This window comes from Streptomyces lycii (assembly GCF_009735685.1).
Lineage (GTDB): Bacteria > Actinomycetota > Actinomycetes > Streptomycetales > Streptomycetaceae > Streptomyces > Streptomyces lycii.
The window spans coordinates 1-21,281 of the sequence record NZ_WHPN01000333.1 but is presented as its reverse complement, the minus strand read 5'-3'; the positions used below and the strand labels follow the sequence as shown (position 1 = coordinate 21,281).

Sequence of the window (21,281 nt, the reverse complement as noted above, 5' to 3'; positions counted from 1 at the left end):
GGGTCGGGGCGCCGGACCGTTAATCGCCGCCGATCGCGTCCTTAAGGCCACCATAAGAACACCGACCGCCGTCCGGATCAGGGCTTTTGTGCGGTTGCGGCCCGCTAGCGTGCGGCGTGCACTCCTACCCCCCCGCACAGCAGAGGCAGGCATGTCATGAGCACTACACACCGGCGTACGGTGAGCCGCAGGGCCAAGACCGTGGCGGCCCTCACGGCGACGCTCCTCGCGGGCGGAACCGCGGTGGTCCTGACCCAGACCGCGTCCGCCGGACAGGCCGGCGACACCGGCGCCGACGCCCCCGCGGCGGCGGCCGCCGGCTTCGCCCCGTACATCGACACCTCCCTCGCACCCGCGTACGACATGCTCGGCACCGCCGAGAAGACCGGCGTCAAGGAGTTCAACCTCGCCTTCATCACCTCCGGCGGCGGCTGCGAACCGAAGTGGGGCGGCACCACCGGCCTGGACAGCAACGAGGTCGCCGCCCAGATCGGCGATCTGCGGGCGGCCGGCGGCGATGTCCGGGTGTCCTTCGGCGGCGCGGCCGGCTCCGAACTGGGGCTCGCCTGCTCCTCCGCCGAGGAACTCGCCGCGGCCTACGGCAAGGTCGTCGAGGCGTACGACCTGACGAAGGTCGACTTCGACATCGAGGGCGCGGCGCTGCCCGACACCGAGGCCAACACCCGGCGCGCGCAGGCCATCGCGCAGCTCCAGCAGGAGCACAGCGGCCTCGACGTCTCGTTCACCCTGCCCGTGATGCCGACCGGCCTGACCCAGCCCGGCGTCGACCTGGTCGCCGACGCCAAGAAGAACGGCGTCGACATCTCCGCCGTCAACATCATGGCGATGGACTACGGGCCCGCCTTCACCGACGACATGGGCGACTACGCCATCGAGGCGGCCACCGCCACCCAGGCCCAGCTCAAGGAGGCCCTCGGGCTCTCCGACGAGGAGGCATGGAAGACGGTCGCCGTCACCCCGATGATCGGCGTCAACGACGTCGTCACGGAGATCTTCACGGTGGACGACGCGACCCAGGTCGCGGAGTTCGCCGCGTCCAAGGGCCTGGCCTGGGTGTCGATGTGGTCCTCCACCCGGGACAAGCAGTGCCCCGAGGGTGAGAAGGCCGAGGCCGACGCGACCTGTAGCTCGATCCTCCAGGAGGAGCTGGCCTTCACCAAGGCGTTCGCGGGCCAGGGCGGCTGACGCTTCCTCCCGCACCGCTCCTGCCGCACCGCTCCTCCCGCACCGCCCCGCGGACGTGCCCCGGCCGGATTCCCCCACACCGGCCGGGGCACCCGGCTGTCCGGACACGGCTCCGGGGACCTGCGGCACACCGACACCACCGGGCCGCAGCTCGCGGCCCGAGCCCGCGTCCGCAGTCCGATTCCGCAGCCCGAGCGCGAGCCCGGGCCTGCGGCCCCCAGCCCACAGCCCGAGCCCGCGTCCGCAGCCCGAGCCCGCGGCCCCCAGCCCCCAGCCCACAGCCCGCAGCCCACAGCCCGCAGCCCGCAGCCCGCGGACTGCGGGCCGCGGGTTGGAGATCCACGGACGGACCCTGTGACCAGGGCCGCCACCGTCCCTCCGGTCACGGCCCCCAGCCTCTGCCGGGGGCCGGGGGCCGGGGGCCGGGGGCCGGGGGCCAGAAGCCAGTGGCCGGGAGCTGGAGGAGCAGCGGGTTCAGACCGCCTCGGCCGCCTCCGTCACCGCGCCCGTCGCCGTATCCCCCGCCGGCCCCGCCGCCGTTGCTTCCGTCTCCGGCTCCGGGAGCCGGTTGGTGCGGGCGACCCGGGAGTACCAGTGGGCGCTGGACTTCGGGGTGCGGGTCTGGGTGTCGTAGTCGACGCGGACGATGCCGAACCGCTTGGCGTAGCCGTAGGCCCACTCGAAGTTGTCCATGAAGGACCACAGGAAATAGCCGCGGACGTCCGCGCCGTCGGTGATCGCCTGCCGGGTGGCGTCGAGGTGGGCGTGCAGATAGGCGATGCGCTCGGGGTCGTGCACGACCCCGTCGGCGTCCGGCACGTCCTCGTAGGCGGCACCGTTCTCGGTGACCAGCAGCGGCAGGCCGGGGGCCTCGCGGCTGAACCGCATCAGCAGGTCGTAGAGGCCGGTGGGGTCCACCGGCCAGCCCATGGCGGTGGGGTCGCCCGGCGCCCGGTGGAAGTTGACGTCGTCCACGCCGATCCACGGGGAGTGCTCGCTCGCGTTGTGCCCGTCCTCGCGCACCGCCTGCCCGCCGGCGGCCGCCGACACGACCGAGGGTGTGTAGTAGTTGATGCCCAGCGCGTCCAGCGGCTGCCTGATCACCTCCAGGTCGGCGGCGTGGACGAACGACCAGTCGGTGACGGAGGCCGTGTCCGCGAGCAGGTCCGCGGGGTACTTCCCGTGCAGCATCGGGTCGCTGAAGACCCGGGTCGCGAGCGCGTCGATGCGCCGCCGCGCGTCGGCGTCGGCGTCGGAGTCCGTGAGCGGCCTGACCACGGCCGCGTTGAGGCTGACCGCGATCTCCGCCCGGGACGGCAGGACGCCGCGCAGCGCCTGGGTGCCCAGGCCGTGGGCGAGGTTGAGATGGTGGGCGGCGCGCAGCGCGGCGACGGGGTCGGTGCGCCCGGGGGCGTGCACGCCCGATCCGTAGCCGAGGAACGCGCTGCACCACGGCTCGTTGAGCGTCGCCCAGAGGTTGACCCGGTCGCCGAGGGCCTCGCCGACGAGCTGGGCGAACTCCGCGAAGCGGTGCGCCGTCTCGCGCTCCGGCCAGCCGCCCGCGGCCTCCAGCTCCTGCGGCAGGTCCCAGTGGTAGAGGGTCGCCATCGGGGTGATGCCCGCGTCCAGCAGCTCGTCCACCAGCCGGCGGTAGAAGTCGAGCCCGCGCTGCACCGCCGGTCCGCGGCCGGTGGGCTGGACCCGCGGCCAGGCGACGGAGAAGCGGTACGCGCCCAGGCCCAGCTCCTTCATCAGGGCGACGTCCTGGCTGCGCCGGTGGTAGTGGTCGACGGCGATGTCACCGGTGTCTCCGCCGTCCACCTTGCCGGGGGTGTGGGAGAAGGTGTCCCAGATCGACGGGGTGCGCCCGTCCTCGCGTACGGCGCCCTCGATCTGGTAGGCGGCGGTGGCGGTGCCCCAGAGGAAGCCGGGTGGGAAGTGGGGGGCTGTGGTGGGGTCAGCGGTCATGGAAGCGCTCCCGTGAGGCGTCGTGTTCGGTGTGCGGGGAAACGGAGAGGGTCGGGGCCGGCGGGGACTGCGCCGCGGGTGGCGGGCGGTTCGCCCCGAGGAGCGGGACGGAGAGCCGGCGCCCGGGCGGGTGGGGCCGCCCGGGCGGGCGCCGGCTCAGCCCTTGACGGCGCCCTGCATGATGCCGCCGACGATCTGCTTGCCGAAGACCGTGAAGGCGAGCAACAGGGGAAGTGTGCCCAGCAGCGCGCCCGCCATGATCACCGACTGGTCGGGAATGTAGCCGCGGCCCAGTCCGGTCAGGGCCACCTGCACCGTCGGATTGTCCTGTGTCAGCGCGATGATGGGCCAGAAGAAGTCGTTCCAGGCCTGTACGAAGGTCAGCATGGCGAGCACGGCCATGGCGGGCCGTGCGGTGGGGAAGACCACGTGCCAGACGACGCGCAGGCTGTTGGCCCCGTCGACGCGCGCCGCCTCGATGATCTCCGACGGCAGGGCCTCGATGAGGTACTGCCGCATGAAGAACACCCCGAAGGCGCCCACCAGCGTCGGCAGGATGACGGACTGCAGCTGGTTGGTCCACTCCAGCTCGGCGATGGTCATGAAGAGCGGCACCACGCTGAGCTGCGGCGGGATCATCATCGTGCCGATCACCAGCATCAGCAGCAGATTCCGGAAGCGGAACCGCAGCTTCGCGAAGGCGAAACCGGCGATGGTGCAGAACAGCACGGTGCCGACGGTGATGGTGCCCGCGACGACCGTCGTGTTGAGCAGCGCCAGCCCCATGTTGGCGTCGCTCCAGGCCGTCCCCAGATTGGAGAACAGGTTGGAGCCGAACCAGAACGGCGGAGGGGTCTGCGCGAGGCGGCCGTTGTCGCGGGAGGCGGCGATCGCCGTCCACACCAGCGGGAAGAGCGAGCCCACCGAGAAGACGATCAGCACCGCGTAGGTGATCTTGCCGCCGTGCAGGTGCTTGCCCGCTCCGCCGGCGTTCAACAGGGCCTTCATCAGCTCTTCCTCAGGCGTCGGGCGATCAGCCAGTTCACCAGGGCGATCAGCAGCAGGATCAGGAACATCGCCCAGGCGATCGCGGACGCCCGGCCGAGGTGGAAGTTGAACCAGCCCTGCTCGTACATGTAGAGGCCGAGAGTCTGGTACTGGTGCGAGGGCCCGCCCTTCTGGCCGCCCGCGCCGCCGAACAGCAGCGGCTCGCCGAAGAGCTGGGTCGCGCCGATGGTGGAGACGACGACGGTGAAGAGGATCGTCGGCCGCAGCGACGGGATCGTCACATGGATGAACTGCTGCCAGCGCGAGGCGCCGTCCAGCGCCGCCGATTCGTAGAGATCGTTCGGCACGGCCTGCATCGCCGCCAGATAGATCAGCGCGTTGTAGCCCGTCCACCGCCAGATGACGATGGAGGAGACCGCGAGCTGCGAGGTCCAGGTGCCGTTCTGCCAGTCGATGTTGTCGATGCCGGCCAGGCCCAGGAACCAGTTGATCATTCCGTAGTCGCGGCCGAAGAGCAGCACGAAAACGAGCGTCGCGGCCGCCACCGAGGTCGCGTACGGCGTGAGCATCACGACCCGGAAGAACGCCGAGCCGCGCAGCCGGTAGTTGAGCAGATGCGCGATGCCGAGCGCCATCAGCAGCTGCGGGACGGTCGAGATCACCCCGATGGTGAAGGTGTTCCGCAGCGCGTTCCAGAAGAACTCGTCCTCCAGCAGCCGGGTGTAGTTGTGCAGCCCGGCCCACTCCATGGTGGTCGGGTCGTGCAGCGACACCCGGTGCAGCGACGACCAGCCGGTGTAGAGCAGCGGGAACAGCCCGAAGGCCGTGAAGAAGAGGAAGAAGGGAGCGATGAAGAGGTACGGGCTCCAGCGGACGTCACGGCGGTAGCGGCGGCTGCGCCGCTCCGCCCCGCGGTCCGCGCGGAGGGCCGCGCCCCCCTTCGCGGGGGACGCGGCGCTGCGGATCTGGACGGCCATCCGCGTCACTGGTCCAGCAGGTTGTCGACGTTCTTCACAGCGGCTTCCCAGCCCTCCTCGGGCGACTTGCCCTGCTGCTCGACCTGGAGGATGCCGATGTCGGTGATGGCGGTCCCGACTGCGAGGTCCTTCTCGCCGAGCACCAGCGTCGGGATGTTCTCCGCGGCCTTGCCGAAGATCTCGCCGATCGGGGCGTCACCGAAGTACTCGTGCTTGGCGTCGGCGACGGCCGGCAGCTCGAGGGCGGCCTGCGAGCTGGGGAAGCTGGCCTGCTTCTCGAACAGCTTGGCCTGCTGCTCGGGGGCGGTCAGCCAGGCGGCGAGCTTGATCGCCTCTTCCTTGTTCTTGGCGGCCTCCGGCACGGTCAGGAAGGAGCCGCCCCAGTTCGCGGGCTTGGGCGCGGGCGCGACGTCCCACTGGTCCGCCGCCTTCTCGCCGGCCTTCTCCTTGATGTAGCCGAGCATCCACGGCGGGCAGGCGACGCTGGCGAAGCGGCCGTTGGCGTAGGCCTGGTCCCAGGTCTTGTCGAACTGCTTGAGCTTGGCCGTCATCTTGCCTTCGATGGCGTCCATCGACAGGTTCCAGGCTTCCTTCACCGCCGGGCTGTCCCGGTAGACGAGCTTGCCGCTCTTGTCGTAATAGCGCTCGACGTTGCTGGAGAGGGCCGCGTTGTAGAGGCCGGCGGCCGAGTCCGTGAAGACCGTGCCGGAGGGCGCCTTGTCCATGTAGCGCTCGCCGGTCTCGAGGTACTTCTGCCAGTCGCCGGCCCACAGCTTGCCGACCTCGTCGCGGTCGCTGGGCAGCCCGGCCTTCTCGAAGAGGTCCTTGCGGTAGCACATGGCCATCGGCCCGATGTCGGTGCCGAGGCCGATCATCTTGCCGTCCTTCGTGGTGGCCTGGGCGGCCTTCCAGTCCAGCCAGTTGTTCTTGTCGACACCCTCGGCGCTGCCCAGGTCGACGAACTTGTCGGCGTGCTTGTTGACCGTCTCGGCGACATTGCCGACCTCGACGGCCTGGATGTCCTGGAGGCCGCTGCCGGTGCCCAGATGGGTGAGGAGCTGCGGGAAATACTGGTCGGCCCGCTCGATCGACGTCTCCTTGATGGTGACGTCCGGGTTCAATTTCTCGTACTCGTCGTAGAGCCCGGCCTGCTTGTACCCGAAGACGCCGAAGACACCCACCGTGACGACCTTCTTGCCGCCCGCGTCCTCGCCCGCGTCTGCCGAACCGCCGCCGCCACCGTCGTCGGCACAGCCCGCGAGCAGGCATGCGCCCAGCGTGGCGGCGACCGCGAGGGCCGTGGAGCGCCGCCCCGGCCGGATCGTTCTGTGCATGACATCCTCCTGTTTTTGCGCCCCCGTGTCCTGCCAACGACCCCGGGGAGTGAGACGGTGCTGTTCGGACGGGTGAAGAGTGCGTACGGGAACTGTAGGAACCCCCCGGCTTGAGAGCGCTCTCATCCGTGATGTCTTGAAGGGTCACCGAGCCATGATGGGGTGTCAAGGTTATGAACAGCGGGAGTTGCCCCGGCCCGGGTGATGTTGAATGGCGGAAGCGCCCGAGAACAGGCCAAGAGCGGGAGGCGACCCAATGACGGGGACGAGAAGAAGCGGTGGCAGGCCCACCCTGGAGCAGGTCGCCGCCCGGGCGGGTGTCGGGCGGGGGACGGTGTCCCGTGTGATCAACGGTTCGCCGCGGGTCAGCGAGCGGACCCGCGAGGCGGTCGAACGGGCCGTCGCCGAGCTGGGATACGTGCCGAACCGTGCCGCCAGGGCGCTGGCGGCCAACCGCACCGACGCCATCGCGCTGGTCATCCCCGAGACCGAGACCAGGCTCTTCGCCGAGCCGTACTTCTCGGACATCATCCGCGGCATCTCCACCGAGCTGGCCGACACCGAGATGCAGCTGCTGCTGACCCTGATCCGGACCCCGAAGGAGCGCCACCGGCTCGCCCAGTTCCTCGGCGCCCACCGGGTCGACGGCGTGCTGCTCGTCTCCGTGCACGCGGACGACCCGCTGCCCGACCTGCTGGAGGAGATCGAGATGCCCGCGGTGCTCAGCGGCCGCCGCGCGGCGGGCGAGTCCGTGCCGTACGTCGACTCCGACAACGTCGGCGGCGCGAGCGCGGCCGTCGAGCACCTGATCGGCCGCGGGCGGCGGAGCGTCGCGACCATCACCGGGCCGCTCGACATGTACGTCGCCCAGTGCCGCCTCGACGGCTACCGGCAGGCGCTCGCGGTGGCCGGGCACGAGCCGGACGAGGGCCTCGTCGAGCCCGCGGACTTCACCGAGGAGGGCGGCCGGCGGGCGATGGCGCGGCTGCTGGAGCGCCGGCCGGAGCTGGACGCGGTCTTCTGCGCCTCCGACGTGATGGCGGCGGGCGCCCGGCAGGTGCTGCGGGAGCAGGGCCGCCGGGTGCCGGAGGACGTCGCGCTGGTCGGCTTCGACGACTCGGCCGTGGCCCGGCACATGGATCCGGGGCTCACCAGCGTGCGGCAGCCGACCGAGGAGATGGGCCGGATGATGGCCCGCGTGCTGCTGGCGGAGATCGGGGAACGCGATCCCGACCGCCCGCAGGTGGTGCTGACTACGGAGCTGATCCGGCGGGCGTCGTCCTGACCGCGCGGCCGTCCTGGAAGGGGCGGCCGTCCTGGTCGTCCTGGTCGTCCTGGTCCCGGGGCCGGGGGCTGCCCCGGCGGCGAGCCCGGGGCCGTCCGGCGGGCCGCGTCCGTACCGGGCCGGGTTCGTACCGGGCCGCGTTCGTGCCGGGCCGGGTTCGTGCCGGGACGGGGCCGTAGCGAACCGCGTCCGTTCGGGTCAGGGTGCGACGCGCGTCCGTACCGGGTTGGGACTGTCCGCCCGGAGCGCGCCCGTCCCCGCCCCGCGCGCCGGGACGGCGAATGAGCCCGCGCCCGCGTCTGCGCCTGCGCCTACGTCCGCGCCTGCGCCCGTGCCGTGCCTGCGCCCGCGCCCGCGGACGGGCGGGGCGCGGACGGCGGCACGGAGGGGGCCGGCGGAAAACCGGCCCCCTCCTGCGGGGAAGCCCGCCGCTCCGGTCGCTGTGAGCTCACGGACTCCTGTCGCACCCGGCCGCCGAATTGCGGCGGCGGGACGTGGAGGCAGCCGCCGCGGCCTCCACGTCACCAGCGGCTACAGCGCCGGGTGGGCGTTCGCCAGCAGCTCTTCGAACTGCGCCTGGAACCAGTGGCCCGAGACCGGGGCGCCCGGGAGGGCGCCCGACATGTTGTTGTTGTTCCTCGGGTTGCCCTCGTAGGTCGGGTCGCACATCCGGTCGAAGCCCTTGCCCTCGTCGTTCTCGATCTCGGACGAGGAGCCGTCCGACTCACCCGGGGGCTTGATCCACGCGTAGGCGTCGATACCGGTGGCCGGAGCGGCGGCCGGCCGCTCACCGAGGCCGGCACCGGACTGGTTGCACCAGTTGCCCTGCTGGATGCGGCGGTCGATGCGGCTGCCGTCCACGTACTCGTCGACGGTGGCCGCGCCCTCCACGGGACCGGTGGGACGGTCGGGGCCGCCCCAGCCGTTGCGGGAGGTGTCGATGATGACGCCGACGTCGTTGTTGAAGCCGGCCGAGATGGCCTCCTCGCGGAACGCCTGCGAGAAGGTCTGGATGTCCGCGTAGCGGTTCCAGTCGACCCAGGTGGACTGGCGCACGCTGGTGCCGTTGACGGTGTCGTCGATCGAGAAGTACGGCTCCTCGATCGAACCGTAGTTGGCGACGTTGGCGGCGAAACCGGCCACGTCGTCGACGGTGGCGCCGGCCGTGTTCGCGGCCTCGTGCAGCAGCTCGGCGGTGGCGGTGAAGTTGTCGTCCCAGCCGATCCAGCCGTGGTGGCCGATGTCGATGTAGTTGTAGACGTTCTCGATGTCACCGAAGGTGGCGAGCGCGTAGCCGACGCCCTCGACGTAGTTGCCGTTGGCCAGCATCTCGTCGCAGTTCTCGGTGGCGGTCGCGCGGTCACCGACGTTGGTGACGAGGTTCGGCAGCGAGTCGATCTCGATGGTGTTGACGATCCTCAGATCGGCGTAGGCCGGGTCCGAGAGGATCTCCGCGATCGGGTCGATGAACTCGTTCTTGTAGCGGTCGATCTCCTCCGGGCCCAGCTCACCGTTGGAGGCCAGGGCGGCGCAGTCACGCCCGGGCAGGTTGTACGTGACCATCTGGAGGACGTCGGCGCCCTGCTCCAGGGCGGCGTCGAGGTGGTCCCGCAGCCCCATGGTGTTCTCGCCCGCGGAGCCGGAGTCGATCGCGGCGATCCGGTCCAGCCACACCGCGGTGGGCTGGTCGGCGACCGCCTCGCCGCCGCTCTCGGCCGCCTGGGCGGACCAGTCCGGGTTGACGTAGACCTGGGCGCCCTCGTACGGGTTGTCCACGCGGCCACCGGGCGGGTCGACCGGGTCGCCGGGGCCCCCGGGATCGCCCGGGTCACCGGGGTCGCTGCCGTCGGCCGTGCAGGTGACGCCGTTCAGCGTGAAGGAGGCCGGGACGGCGTTGCTGCCGCTGTACGTGGCCTGGAAACCGAAGTTCGCGCTGCCCCCGGCGGCCAGCGATCCGCCCCAGGACGGGCTGCTCGCCGTGACGTTCCTGCCGCTCTGGGAGACGTCGGCGTTCCAGCCCTGGGTCACCTGCTGGTTGCCCGCGAACGTCCACTCGACGTCCCAGGAGCTGAGGGCCGTGCCGGTGTTCTGCACGGTGATCTCGGTGGTGAAACCGGTGGCCCACTCGTTCTGGATCTTGTAGTCGACCGTGCAGCCCGCGGCGGGTGCCGCCGACGCGCTGCCGGTGAGCGCGGTGCCGGTGCCGGCCGCCGCGAGGACGAGGGCGCACGCCGCGAGGGCGGCGGATCTTGGGCGCCCGCGGCGGTGCTGTGGGGTGGTGCGGCTCATCAGTGAATCCTTCGGTAGATCCTGCAGATGGTTGCGCGCGTACCGGCCCTGCCCAGGAGGGGGCGGCCCCGGCGCGGGCTGCGCCGGAGTGTGGGGGCCTTGTGGGGGTGGGGACCGGAGCCGGTGGCAGGTCGGTCGGGATCCCGCGCGGCGGGTGCGCCGCGCCGGGCCGCCGGCTCTCGGTGGACCGCCGGAACTACCGCGGAGGTGGGGGATCTGCCGCGGGCGCTGAGCGCTCCACGTAATGGAAGCGCTCCCACCGGTCGGCCCAGACCCTAGCCACAAGGTGCCTGGGTCAACAAGGGTGCCGACTGAATCCATCTCTTAAACCCCAGAACAGCACCCGTTTTTGTGGTGTGAAGCGAATCTACTCGCGTTGGGCCCGATCTTGGGAGCGCTCCCATTTGACTGTTGAAATATCCCTTTCCTGGAGCTCCGGGGCGGTGCCTGCGGGCAGCGGTTCCCGCGCCGCGGCGGGCGGCGGCGCTGGGGACGCACACGGTTTCCCGGCGCGCCGGGCGCCTGCCGCTCACCTCGCCGTCGTCGGCCGTTCTCCCCGGTGCCCTCGGATGTCCGGTGGACCAGGTGCGGCCGTGACGGCCGGGACGAGGAGAGGTGAGTGATGAGCGCGACACGCGTGGCGCGGCGGGACATGGTGCGCAAGGGCCTGCGGCGGAGAGCCCGGCTGCTGGCCGAGGCGTTCCGGCCGCCGGTACGGCGGTCCGGCGCTCCGGACGGCCTCTCCCCGGAGGACCCGGCGGGCGACGGGAAGTGCACGGTCCCCAGGGCGCCGCGCCTGGTCGATTCCCCGGTGTTCGTCCTCTCGCCCGTCCGCTCGGGCTCCACCCTGCTGCGGGTCCTGCTCAACAGCCACTCGCAGATCCGGGCGCCGCACGAGATGCATCTGCGGACGGTCCAGGTGCGGCTGGCCCGGGACTTCACCGCCGCGGCCATGCGCGAGCTGCAACTCGACAAGCAGGAACTCGAACACATCCTGTGGGACCGGGTGCTCCACCTCGAACTCGAACGGAGCGGCAAGCGGCTGATCGTCGACAAGACGCCCGCGAACACCCTCGCCTGGCAGCGGGTCGCCCGCTGCTGGCCGAACGCCCGCTTCCTCTTCCTCCGGCGGCACCCGGCCGCCGTCGTCGGCTCGCTGATGAACCGGCGCGACGGAGCCGGGCGCGCCGAGGTGCTCGAGGAGGTGACCGACTACGCGGAGCATCTGGAGGAGGCCGGGCGCGCACTGCCGGGGCTGACGGTGGCGTACGAGGAGCTGACCGCCGAACCGGAGCGCGTGACCCGGGAGATCTGCGACTTCCTCGGCGTGCCCTGGGAACCGGGGCTGCTGGAGTACGGGCGGCTCGACCACGGGCCGTACCGGCCGCAGCTGGGGGACTGGAGCGGCAACATCATGTCCGGCCGGATCCAGCCCGCCCGGCCCGTGACCGCGGAGGAGAACGCGCTGCTGACCGAGGACCTGCGCAAGATCGCCGCGCGTTGGGGCTACCGGGTCTGACGGGCCGCTTCGACTGCTTCTACCGCCTCGGCAGTTTCGACCGTCTCGGCCGCCTCGGCAGCTTCGGTCACACCGGCCGGCCACAGGCCGCCCCGGCCGCCTCGGCCACACCGCCCACAGGCCCTTCGGTCACACCGGCCACAGGCCGCTGCGGCCGTTTCGGTCACAGGCCGGCACGGGGGTCCGCCGGCGCGGGCGGACGGGCGCTGAGGGGCGGTGCGTGGCGGTCCGTGGCGGGCGGCCCCGCCCCGTGTGGCCCGTATCACCTGGCCGCGCGGGTCCCGCTCGCCGGTCTGCCCGCCGGTTCCGGTGGCGCGGGACACCAGTGACGCGGAACACCGGGGGAAGCCGTAGAGCCGCAGCCAACGGAACGACCGGAACGACCGGAGCCCCGGCCGTCGAAACGGCCGGGGCTCCGGTCTGCGAGGGTGAGTAACGGGACTTGAACCCGCGACATCCTGGACCACAACCAGGTGCTCTACCAGCTGAGCTATACCCACCACGTATTCACGATGACATTCATGATGACACTCACGATGACATTCGCATGACCGGTCACTTTCCGTACCGGCCGAGAAAAAGTGTACACGCTCCGCAGGGGTGCTCGCGCCCGGCTTTCCGCGGCGCGCCCCGGGCCTCCGGGAGCGCACCGCGGGCGCCGGCCGCGGTCAGCTCGCGGCGGGCACCACGTGCTTCGCGGCGAGCGTCTTCGCCGTCTCCGAGTCCGGCCCCGGCTGCGGTACGAAGACCGCCTCGCGGTAGTAGCGCAGCTCGGCGATGCTCTCCCGGATGTCGGCCAGCGCCCGGTGGTTCCCGCTCTTCGCCGGGCTGTTGAAGTAGGCCCGCGGATACCAGCGGCGGGCCAGCTCCTTGACCGAGGAGACGTCGACGATCCGGTAGTGGAGATAGCTCTCCAGGTCCGGCATGTCCCGGGACAGGAAGCCCCGGTCGGTGCCGACGGAGTTCCCGCACAGCGGGGCCCTGCCGCGCTCCGGGACGTGCTCGCGGATGTAGTCCAGCACCTGCCGCTGCGCCTCCTGCAGTGTGGTGCCGCCGTCCAGCTCGGCCAGCAGCCCGGAGGTGGTGTGCATCTCGCGCACCACCTCCGGCATGGTGGTGAGTGCCTCGGCGGGCGGGCGGATCACGATGTCCACCCCCTCGCCGAGCACGTTCAGCTCCGAGTCGGTGACCAGCGCGGCCACCTCGATGAGAGCGTCGTCGGACAGCGAGAGGCCGGTCATCTCGCAGTCGATCCACACCATGCGATCGTTCATGCCTCTCACCCTACGGTGCGGTCGCGCTGGCCGGGCACCGACGGGCGCCCCGCCGCCCGGCCGCCCTGCTCCGGAAGGCGCGGAACGAACGAGTCCGTGTCCGGCCTCCCCGGTTCGACGGCCGCCGGCCCGTGGGCCACGGCCGCCCGGCGCAGCGGTACGGCCTGGGACCCGGGCACCGGTTCGGGAGCCGGCCGGTGCTCGCCGGTCGGCGGCCGGTCGGCGCGCTCGTGCTCCCGCTCACCGCCGCCGCCCTGCGGACGCCGGGCCCGGTAGGCCGCGCGGTACGCGGCCGGGGACGAGCCCAGCTGCCGCCGGAAGTGGCCGCGCAGGGCCACCGGCGACCGGAAGCCGCAGCGTCCGGCGACCTCGTCGACGGAGTAGTCGGAGGTCTCCAGCAGCCGCTGTGCCTGGAGCACCCGCTGGGTGATCAGCCACTGCAGCGGTGCGCTCCCGGTCAGCGAACGGAACCGGCGGTCGAAGGTGCGGCGGCTCATGTACGCGCGCGCGGCCAGCGTTTCCACGTCGAACTGCTCGTGAAGGTGCTCCAGCGCCCACGCGACGACCTCGGCGAGCGGGTCCGAGCCGATCTCCTCCGGTAAAGACCTGTCCAGGTAGCGTTCCTGGCCTCCGCTCCGCCGGGGCGGTACGACGAGCCGGCGCGCCAGGGCGCCCGCCGCCTCCGCGCCGTGGTCGCTGCGCACGATGTGCAGGCACAGGTCGATGCCCGCCGCCGTGCCGGCGGATGTCAGTACGTCGCCGTCGTCGACGAACAGTTCCCGCGGGTCCACGTGGACCGACGGATATCTCTTGGCGAGCGTCGGCGCGTACATCCAGTGCGTCGTCGCCGGCCGCCCGTCGAGCAGCCCCGCGGCCGCCAGTACGAACGCGCCGGTGCACAGCCCGACGATGCGGGCTCCCTCTTCGTGAGCCCGTCGCAGTCCGTCCAGCGCCTCCGGCGGCGGCGGCGAGGTGATCGACCGCCAGGCCGGAACGACGACGGTGCCGGCCCGGGCGAGCGCCTCCAGGCCGTACGGCGCGGTCAGTTCGAGTCCGCCGGTGGTGCGCAGCGGCGCGTCCTCGCCGGCGCACACCAGGAGCCGATAGCGGGGAACGCCGGCGTCCTGGCGGTCGATACCGAACACGGAAAGCGGGATGGAACTCTCGAATATGGGGCCGCCGCTGAAGAGCAGCACTGCGACGATCTCCCGGCGGCGGCGCCCGGACAGCTTCCGCGCGGCCTCCGGTACGGTCGTGGAGTCCTGGCTCATGGAACTAAGCCCCCCTCGGTGGTCGCGGCTCCTCGGTTAGGTCGCTCCTGCACGTTTCCCCTCGGTCCTGCACAAGTCCCCCGCCGTGAATGGCCAAGATCGAATCTACTGTGTCCCGTGTGGTCGGCGAGACCAGTTCACCACCCGCCACTAAGTCGACATGACAACTTGGCGTGAAGCATTCGATCACGAAGCGTCGCACTCGGCGGCGCCGGTGGGAAGTGCGCCTCCGGCCGGCGAGCGCTCCCCGTAGGGGGCGGGCGCCTCGGATGGTCCTTTCTCCGCAGGTGGGAAGGGGGTTGGCGGCCGTCCGCGGCAACGGATGTACAGCGATGTGAAGTTGGCTGAAAAGTGTTGGGAGCACGCGTTCGAGCCGGTCAGGCGTCCGACGCACTCCCCGTATCCGTGCGTGCGCTCCCCGTGTGCCCCCGTGCAACCGATTGTCCACGGTCGGTGAGCGCCGGATGCACCGGGTCCCCTACGAAGCCTGTCCCATGCGCAGGTGGACACATGTCTGCCCGGACTTGTCGCCTCCTCCCGCGTTCGACGGGCCGGATGAGGGCATTGCGCTCGGCGCTCTCCTCCGGCATGCTCCCGGGGAGCCGCTCGGCGGAAGCGCCCGGCCTCCGCCTCCCGGGACTCCCGGCGGCAGAGCCTGGGCAGCCGGGGAGTGTCGCCGTACTCTTGGGGGTATGGCGTTGGGAAGATGATTCCCGGACTATCCGGTTCCTCTCCCGCCGACCGTGGCACCGTCCACCGCACCGACCCGCTCCGCCGCCAACCGCCGCACCTCACAGAGGACGTTCTTCGCCGAGACACCGATGGCCGGTCACGAGATTCCCGAACCCGCGGACCGCAAGCAGGTCGCCGACCCGATGGCGGACCTCGAAGCGGCGGAAGAGACACGCCACGCCTGCGATCCGGCGTTCCGGCACGGTGTCGTCGTCGGCTTCGACGGCTCGACGTCCAGTGAACGCGCCCTCGCCTACGCCATCGGCATGGCCCGGCGTACCGGCAGCGGCCTGATCATCGTGCATGTGGCCAACAGGCTGCCCACCACGGTCTGGGCCGGCTGCGAGCCCCCCGTCTTCGTCGACGTGCCGGACCACCGCACCGAGGTCCTCGGGCTGGAGCTGGCCTGCGCGGACTATCTGGCCGAGGTGCCGTGGATCCTGGTCGAGCGGGGTGGCGACATCTGCCACGAACTGGAGGAGGTCGGCCAGGAGTACGCGGCCGACGCCATCGTCGTGGGCTCCACGCACGGCCTGGCCGGCCGCATCTTCGGCTCGGTCGCGGGCCGGCTCGCCAAGCGGGCCCGGCGCCCGGTGGTGGTCATTCCGTAGCGCGGCGGGTTTCCGGCCCGGTGGCGCGCCGTGTCCGGCGTTTCCCGGCTCGTTGGCCCCTGACCCGGTGCTTCCTGGCCCCTTGGCCCACGGGCCCGGTGTTTCCCGCCTCCTGCGTCCACGGGCCCGGCGTTCCCCTGCCCCTTGGTTTGCGGGCCCGGTTTCTCCCGGATCCTCGTCCACGGGCCCGGCGTCTCCGGATCCGGCCCCGGCCCGCTCGCCCGGGTCCGTGCCCGCCGGCGTTTCCCGCGTCCGTTCCGGCGGTTACGGGACCGGCGTGTTCCGGGCAGGGTGAAGCTGACCGTCCGTGAAGCTACTCACTCGTAGGGGTGCGGCTCGGGCATTGCGCGGGTATCTGCACGGTATGAACGGGCGTCTGCCGTCCGGGAGGTGACGGTTCCCGGTACGGCCGCGCCGGTGCGGGCGCATGGGCGGTGCCCGCACCGGCGCGGGCGGCCCCCGCGCGCGTGGTGGCACGCGCGGGGGCCGCCCTTGCGCCGCCTCGGCGGCTGAGCCGGCGCGGCCTTCGCGGCAGGGCGGGGCGCCGCGGGGGGTGCTCGACCGGGGTTGCTCGACCGGGGGTTGCGGCTGCCGGCGCGGGGCGGCCGGCGGGCTGCTGCCGGAGGCCGGGCCGTCCCGCGGGGCCGGCCCGGGTCACTCCACCGTGACGGACTTCGCCAGGTTGCGGGGCTTGTCGATGTCGCGGCCGAGCGCCAGCGCCGAGTGGTACGCCAGCAGCTGGAGCGGGATGCCCATCAGGATCGGGTCCAGTTCGACCTCGTTGCGCGGGACGAGCAGGGTGTGGTCCGCCTTCTCCTGCTCCTGGTGCGCGACCGCCAGGATCCGGCCGCTGCGGGCCTTGATCTCCTCCAGCGTGGCGCGGTTCTTCTCCAGCAGGTCGTCGTCCGGGACGATCGCCACCGTCGGCACGGCCGGCTCGATGAGCGCCAGCGGCCCGTGCTTCAGCTCGGACGCCGGATACGCCTCGGCGTGCACGTACGAGACCTCCTTGAGCTTCAGCGAGGCCTCGCGGGCGACCGGGTAGCCGCGCACCCGCCCGACGAACATCATGCTCTTGGCGTCCGCGTACTCCGCGGCCAGCTCGGCGATCCGGTCCTCGTTCGCGAGGATCTCCTCGATCTGCCCCGGCAGCTTCCGCAGGCCCGCGATGATCCGCTTGCCGTCGGCGACCGACAGGTCCCGGATCCGGCCGAGGTGCAGCGCCAGCAGGGCGAAGGCGACGGCGGTGTTCGTGAAGCACTTGGTGGAGACCACACAGACCTCCGGCCCGGCGTGCACATAGACGCCGCCGTCCGTCTCGCGGGCGATGGCGCTGCCCACGACGTTGACGACGCCCAGCACCCGCGCGCCCTTGCGCTTGAGCTCCTGGACGGCGGCCAGGGTGTCGTAGGTCTCGCCGGACTGGCTGACCGCGATGTAGAGGGTCTCGGGGTCGACCACCGCGTTGCGGTAGCGGAACTCGCTCGCGGGCTCGGCGTCGGCCGGGATGCGGGCCAGCTCCTCGATCATCTGCGCGCCGATCTGACCGGCGTGGTACGCCGAGCCGCAGCCGAGGATCTTCACCCGGCGCACCCCGCGCGCCTCGCGGGCGTCGAGGTTGAGGCCGCCGAGGTGGACCGTGGCGAAGCGGTCGTCGATCCGGCCGCGCAGCACCCGGTCCACGGCGTCGGCCTGCTCGGAGATCTCCTTGTGCATGTACGTGTCGTGGCCGCCCATGTCGTACGACTCGGCCTCCCACTCCACGGTGGTCGGGGAGGCCGAGGTGTGGCTGCCCTCCGTGGTGTAGGTGCGGTAGTCGTCGGCCTTGACGGTGGCCATCTCGCCGTCGTCCAGGGTGACGACCTGGCGGGTGTGGCTGACCAGCGCGGCCACGTCGGAGGAGACGAACATCTCCTTCTCGCCGATGCCGAGGACGACGGGGGAACCGTTGCGGGCGACGACGATGCGGTCCGGGAAGCCGGCGTGCAGCACGGCGATCCCGTAGGTGCCCTCGACCAGCCGCAGGGCGTGCCGGACCTTCTCCTCCAGGGTGTCGGCCGGGTCACGGCCGATGAGGTGGGCGAGGACCTCGGAGTCGGTCTCGGACGCGAACTCGACACCGTCCGCGGTGAGTTTGGCGCGCAGCTCGGAGGCGTTGTCGATGATGCCGTTGTGGACGATCGCGACCCGGCCCTCGGCGTCGAGGTGCGGGTGGGCGTTCTCGTCGTTGGGGGCGCCGTGGGTCGCCCAGCGGGTGTGGGCGATGCCCGAGGTCCCCGCGAAGCGCTTGGGGAGCTTGTCGTCCAGGCCGCGGACCCGGCCCTTGGCCTTGACCGTCTTCAGGCCGCTCTTGCCGCCGACGGCGATGCCCGCCGAGTCGTAGCCGCGGTACTCCAGCCGCTGGAGGCCCTCCAGCAGCAGCGGCGCGACGTCCCGCTTACCGATGTATCCCACGATCCCGCACATGCCTGCCTGCTTTCCGCGTCCTGCCGGGTGCCGGTTCTCCCGGCTCCCGGATCCGGTCCTGTGCCGGTCCTCCCGGCTTCTGTCTGGGGTGCCCGACGCCGCACCCGGGGGGGCGACGACGCTCCGGCGTCCGGCGCCGCACCGTGGGCCCCCGGCCCGGCCCCGCCCCGCCCCGGCCCGGGGCCGATGCTGCCCGCAGCCGTCGGCCGTCGGCCGTCGGCCGTCAGCCGTAGACGATGCGGCGCAGCTGCCGCAGCGAGAGGCCGGGCGGCGCGACCGCGCGGTGCGGCAGCTCGGCCGCGATCCGCTCGAAGATCTCCGCGTTGGCCAGCCCGGAGGACTGGAGTTCGCGGTGGCGCCGGCGGACGAACGCCTCAACGGTCTCGTCGAAGTACGCCAGCACGTCCAGCACCACCCGGGCCGCCTCGCCGCGCCCCAGGGGCGTGCTGCGGACCAGGTGGTCGATGAGGTCGTCATGGGTCGGGGAGCGTTCGAGCACCCGTCGATACTGCGGTGCGCCACCGCGTTTTGCAAGAAATCTGCCCGGAATCGGGCAGGAGGGGGCCGATGAGGGTCAGAATCGGCTCAGGATGGCTTGTTTGGCGGTCGTGAACTCCTCGTCGGTCAGCACCCCGGACCGGTGCAGCTCACCCAGCTCCCGGAGCCTGCGCAGCAGCGCGTCGTGCTCGTCGCCGCCGTCGGCGCCCGGCTCGGGGGCGGCCTTGGTGAGGGCGGTGCTGTCGGCGGGGAGGGCCGTTCCGGCGTGGGGGGCCGCCGGGTGCGGCAGCCTGGCCGTGACCGCGGCGGCCACCAGGGCCATCAGCGGATCCTTGCGGAAGCCGTACAGCTCGATCGCGTGGGGGTCGTACTTGGCCGGGGCCTTCGTCGCGGCCTTCGCCACCACGAAACGGAGATAGCCGTTCTCCAGTCCCGCCGACGGCTGCCACTCGACCGCGTCGAGATCGGCCAGGGCTATCCCGCGGCTGCCGGCGGACTTCTTCGACTCCTCCGTCTTCCAGTTCCATTCGAGGCGGACCTGCTCGCCGTCGAAGGAGACGGTGCCGTCCCCGGCCGCGGCGGTCAGCGGCACCGCGGGGCCCGCCAGCAGATAGCGGTCGACGGGGCCGGTCGGGACCTGGTCCAGCAGCAGCGCGTTGCGCACCTCGTCGGTGAAGTACTCGGCGACATCGGCGCGGTCGGCCTGGACGGTCAGCTGGTACGGGTCGGAGGCGTCCTCCAGTTTGCCGCCGGTCGCCTGGCTCAGCGGGTCCGCGCCGTACCGCAGCCGGAGCCGGAGCCGGCCCGCCTTGCGGCCCGGCTCGTGGGCGATGCCCGCCAGCGCCTGAAGCGGAACCGTCAGTTCGCCGAGGGTGCGCCGCAGCAGGCCCACACTCTTGTCCCGGCCGGGGACGATCCGGACCGTTTCCCCGTCGAACGTCCAGGTGCCGTCCTTCTGAATGATCTCCGCCATGCGCTGATTCTCCCCCAGAGCCGGTCGTCGGCGGGAGTCGTCCGGGAGATCCGGAAATTGGTCTACACCTTGACCGCGGGTGGGGCGCGCGGTACGCATGGTGACCGTTCGCCCCCCGACCCCCGGCCCGGCCGCGACCCCCGGCCCCGACTCCCGTACGGACAGAGCCCGTCGAAAGGGATCCCTTGTGCGACGCATCAGTGCTCCGGACCGCCCGAGATCTTCCGTCAGACTCCTCTGCGCCCTGCTCCTCGTCATGACCGGAGGCGCCATGGCCACCACCGCCACCGCGGCAGCGGACCGGGACCGCGGCGCACCCGCCGTGGGCCTGGACCGGGTCGTGCCCGCCCCCGCCTCCGTGAGCCCGGGCGGAGCGCCGTACGAGATCGGCCCGGACACCGGCATCCGGGTTCCCGACACCCGCGAGGGCCGGCGGATCGGCGACCGGCTCGCCGAGGTGCTGCGCCCCTCCACCGGCTACGAGCTGCCCGTCGGCACGCGCCCGGGCCGGGGCGGCATCACGCTGAAGCTCGGCGCCGGGCCCGCGGAACTCGGCGACGAGGGCTACCGGCTGCGCTCCTCCGCCGCCGGTGTCACCATCAGCGCCCGCACGCACGCGGGCCTGTTCCACGGCGTGCAGACGCTCCGTCAGCTGCTGCCCGCCGCCGTCGAACGCGACAGCGAGCAGCCCGGGCCGTGGACCGTCGCGGGCGGCACCGTGACCGACACGCCGCGCTACGCGTACCGCAGCGCCATGCTGGACGTCTCCCGGCACTTCTTCACCGTCGAGCAGGTCAAGCGCTACATCGACCAGCTGGCGATGTACAAGATCAACAAGCTGCATCTGCACCTGTCCGACGACCAGGGCTGGCGCCTCGCGATCGACTCCTGGCCGCGGCTGGCGGAATACGGCGGCAGCACCCAGGTCGGCGGCGGCCCCGGCGGCCACTACAGCAAGGCCGACTACCGGGAGATCGTCGACCACGCGGCCTCCCGCTATCTGGAGGTCGTCCCCGAGATCGACATGCCGGGGCACACCAACGCCGCCCTCGCCTCCTACCCCGAGCTGAACTGCGACGGGATCGCCCCGCCCCTCTACACCGGCACCGAGGTCGGCTTCAGCTCGCTCTGCGTCGGCAAGGAGATCACCTACGACTTCGTCGACGACGTCGTCCGGGAACTCGCCGAGCTGACCCCCGGCCGCTATCTGCACATCGGCGGCGACGAGGCGCACGCCACCGAGCACGCGGACTACGTGGCCTTCATGGAGCGCGCGCAGGCCATCGTCACCAAGTACGGCAAGACGGTCGTCGGCTGGCACCAGCTGACCGGCGCCGACCCGGTGCCGGGCGCGATCGCCCAGTACTGGGGCACCACCGGCACCGAGGAGGAGGTCGTGGCCGCCGCCAAGTCCGGGACCCCGATCGTGCTCTCGCCCGCGAACCGCTCCTACCTCGACATGAAGTACGACGAGAACACCCCGCTCGGCCTGAGCTGGGCCGGCTACGTCGAGGCCCGGCAGTCCTACGACTGGGACCCGGGGAGCTATCTCCAGGGCGCGCCCGCCGACGCCGTGCTGGGTGTCGAGGCGCCGATCTGGACGGAGACGCTCTCCACCAGTGACCACATCGAGTACATGGCCTTCCCCCGGCTCCCGGGCATAGCGGAGCTGGGCTGGTCCCCGGCGGAGACCCACGACTGGGAGGACTACCGGCAGCGCGTCGCCCTCCAGGGTCCGCGCTGGGAGGCGCTGGGGGTCGACTACTACCGGTCGCCGCAGATCCCCTGGCCGGGGGAGTGATCCGGCGCCGGGCACGGTGATCCGTGCCCGGCGGTGTGCACCGCGGAGGCGGCGCGGCCCGGTCCGGCG

The 21,281-nt window shown here is 71.9% G+C and carries 14 protein-coding genes, 1 tRNA gene and 1 pseudogene; 5 read left to right on the top strand and 11 right to left on the bottom strand.

All coding sequences use genetic code 11. The features are described 5' to 3' along the window. Positions 1-312: 312 nt before the first annotated feature. Positions 313-1,206 (top strand): annotated as a pseudogene (locus GCU69_RS21370) (chitinase); the annotation flags it as partial. A gap of 474 nt (positions 1,207-1,680) precedes the next feature. On the opposite strand, the gene GCU69_RS21365 reads toward GCU69_RS21370, so the two are convergent. From GCU69_RS21365 to GCU69_RS21350, 4 genes are all read right to left on the bottom strand, one after another. Further along, a complete protein-coding gene (locus tag GCU69_RS21365) occupies positions 1,681-3,174 on the bottom strand; it encodes a GH1 family beta-glucosidase (protein ID WP_156206918.1) in 1,494 nt (497 codons plus the stop codon). 156 nt (positions 3,175-3,330) lie between these two features. Further along, positions 3,331-4,182, bottom strand: coding sequence for a carbohydrate ABC transporter permease (locus GCU69_RS21360; protein ID WP_098752020.1), 852 nt, complete (start codon positions 4,180-4,182; stop codon positions 3,331-3,333). Beyond that, positions 4,182-5,159 (bottom strand): carbohydrate ABC transporter permease, encoded by a 978-nt coding sequence (locus GCU69_RS21355; RefSeq protein ID WP_098752019.1) that lies wholly within the window; start codon positions 5,157-5,159, stop codon positions 4,182-4,184. The genes GCU69_RS21360 and GCU69_RS21355 overlap by 1 nt, the downstream gene beginning before the upstream one ends. Positions 5,160-5,164: 5 nt before the next feature. Continuing rightward, positions 5,165-6,493, bottom strand: coding sequence for an extracellular solute-binding protein (locus GCU69_RS21350; protein ID WP_156206917.1), 1,329 nt, complete (start codon positions 6,491-6,493; stop codon positions 5,165-5,167). A gap of 256 nt (positions 6,494-6,749) precedes the next feature. On the opposite strand from GCU69_RS21350, the gene GCU69_RS21345 reads away from it, so the two are divergent. Further along, entirely contained in the window at positions 6,750-7,778 is a 1,029-nt protein-coding gene (locus GCU69_RS21345) for a LacI family DNA-binding transcriptional regulator (RefSeq protein ID WP_098752017.1), read from the top strand. A gap of 531 nt (positions 7,779-8,309) precedes the next feature. Here GCU69_RS21345 and GCU69_RS21340 read toward each other — a convergent pair. Continuing rightward, entirely contained in the window at positions 8,310-10,067 is a 1,758-nt protein-coding gene (locus GCU69_RS21340) for a glycoside hydrolase family 6 protein (RefSeq protein ID WP_156206916.1), read from the bottom strand. A gap of 622 nt (positions 10,068-10,689) precedes the next feature. On the opposite strand from GCU69_RS21340, the gene GCU69_RS21335 reads away from it, so the two are divergent. Further along, complete coding sequence (locus tag GCU69_RS21335; RefSeq protein ID WP_235978611.1) at positions 10,690-11,586, top strand: sulfotransferase family protein; 897 nt, start codon at positions 10,690-10,692, stop codon at positions 11,584-11,586. A 427-nt stretch (positions 11,587-12,013) separates the two neighbouring features. On the opposite strand, the gene GCU69_RS21330 is transcribed toward GCU69_RS21335, so the two are convergent. From GCU69_RS21330 to GCU69_RS21320, 3 genes are all read right to left on the bottom strand, one after another. Next, positions 12,014-12,086 (bottom strand) — tRNA-His (locus GCU69_RS21330). Positions 12,087-12,254: 168 nt separating this feature from the next. Beyond that, positions 12,255-12,860 (bottom strand): oligoribonuclease, encoded by a 606-nt coding sequence (gene orn, locus GCU69_RS21325; RefSeq protein ID WP_098752013.1) that lies wholly within the window; start codon positions 12,858-12,860, stop codon positions 12,255-12,257. Between the two features lie 5 nt (positions 12,861-12,865). Continuing rightward, a complete protein-coding gene (locus tag GCU69_RS21320; protein WP_098752012.1) occupies positions 12,866-14,131 on the bottom strand; it encodes a GlxA family transcriptional regulator in 1,266 nt (421 codons plus the stop codon). 821 nt (positions 14,132-14,952) lie between these two features. Here GCU69_RS21320 and GCU69_RS21315 point away from each other — a divergent pair. Further along, positions 14,953-15,474: a universal stress protein gene (locus tag GCU69_RS21315; RefSeq protein ID WP_098752014.1), complete on the top strand. Its 522-nt coding sequence runs from the start codon at positions 14,953-14,955 to the stop codon at positions 15,472-15,474. 654 nt (positions 15,475-16,128) lie between these two features. Here the strand turns inward: GCU69_RS21315 and glmS are convergent. The 3 genes from glmS to GCU69_RS21300 form a co-directional block, all read right to left on the bottom strand. Further along, complete coding sequence (gene glmS / locus GCU69_RS21310; RefSeq protein WP_156206915.1) at positions 16,129-17,940, bottom strand: glutamine--fructose-6-phosphate transaminase (isomerizing); 1,812 nt, start codon at positions 17,938-17,940, stop codon at positions 16,129-16,131. A gap of 223 nt (positions 17,941-18,163) precedes the next feature. Continuing rightward, the gene (locus GCU69_RS21305; protein ID WP_098752010.1) at positions 18,164-18,439 is read right to left on the bottom strand and encodes a hypothetical protein; all 276 of its coding nucleotides are present in this window, start codon (positions 18,437-18,439) and stop codon (positions 18,164-18,166) included. A 75-nt stretch (positions 18,440-18,514) separates the two neighbouring features. Next, positions 18,515-19,411: a DUF4429 domain-containing protein gene (locus tag GCU69_RS21300; protein ID WP_156206914.1), complete on the bottom strand. Its 897-nt coding sequence runs from the start codon at positions 19,409-19,411 to the stop codon at positions 18,515-18,517. Positions 19,412-19,667: 256 nt separating this feature from the next. On the opposite strand from GCU69_RS21300, the gene GCU69_RS21295 reads away from it, so the two are divergent. Then, a complete protein-coding gene (locus GCU69_RS21295) occupies positions 19,668-21,212 on the top strand; it encodes a beta-N-acetylhexosaminidase (protein ID WP_156206913.1) in 1,545 nt (514 codons plus the stop codon). Positions 21,213-21,281 lie beyond the last annotated feature (69 nt).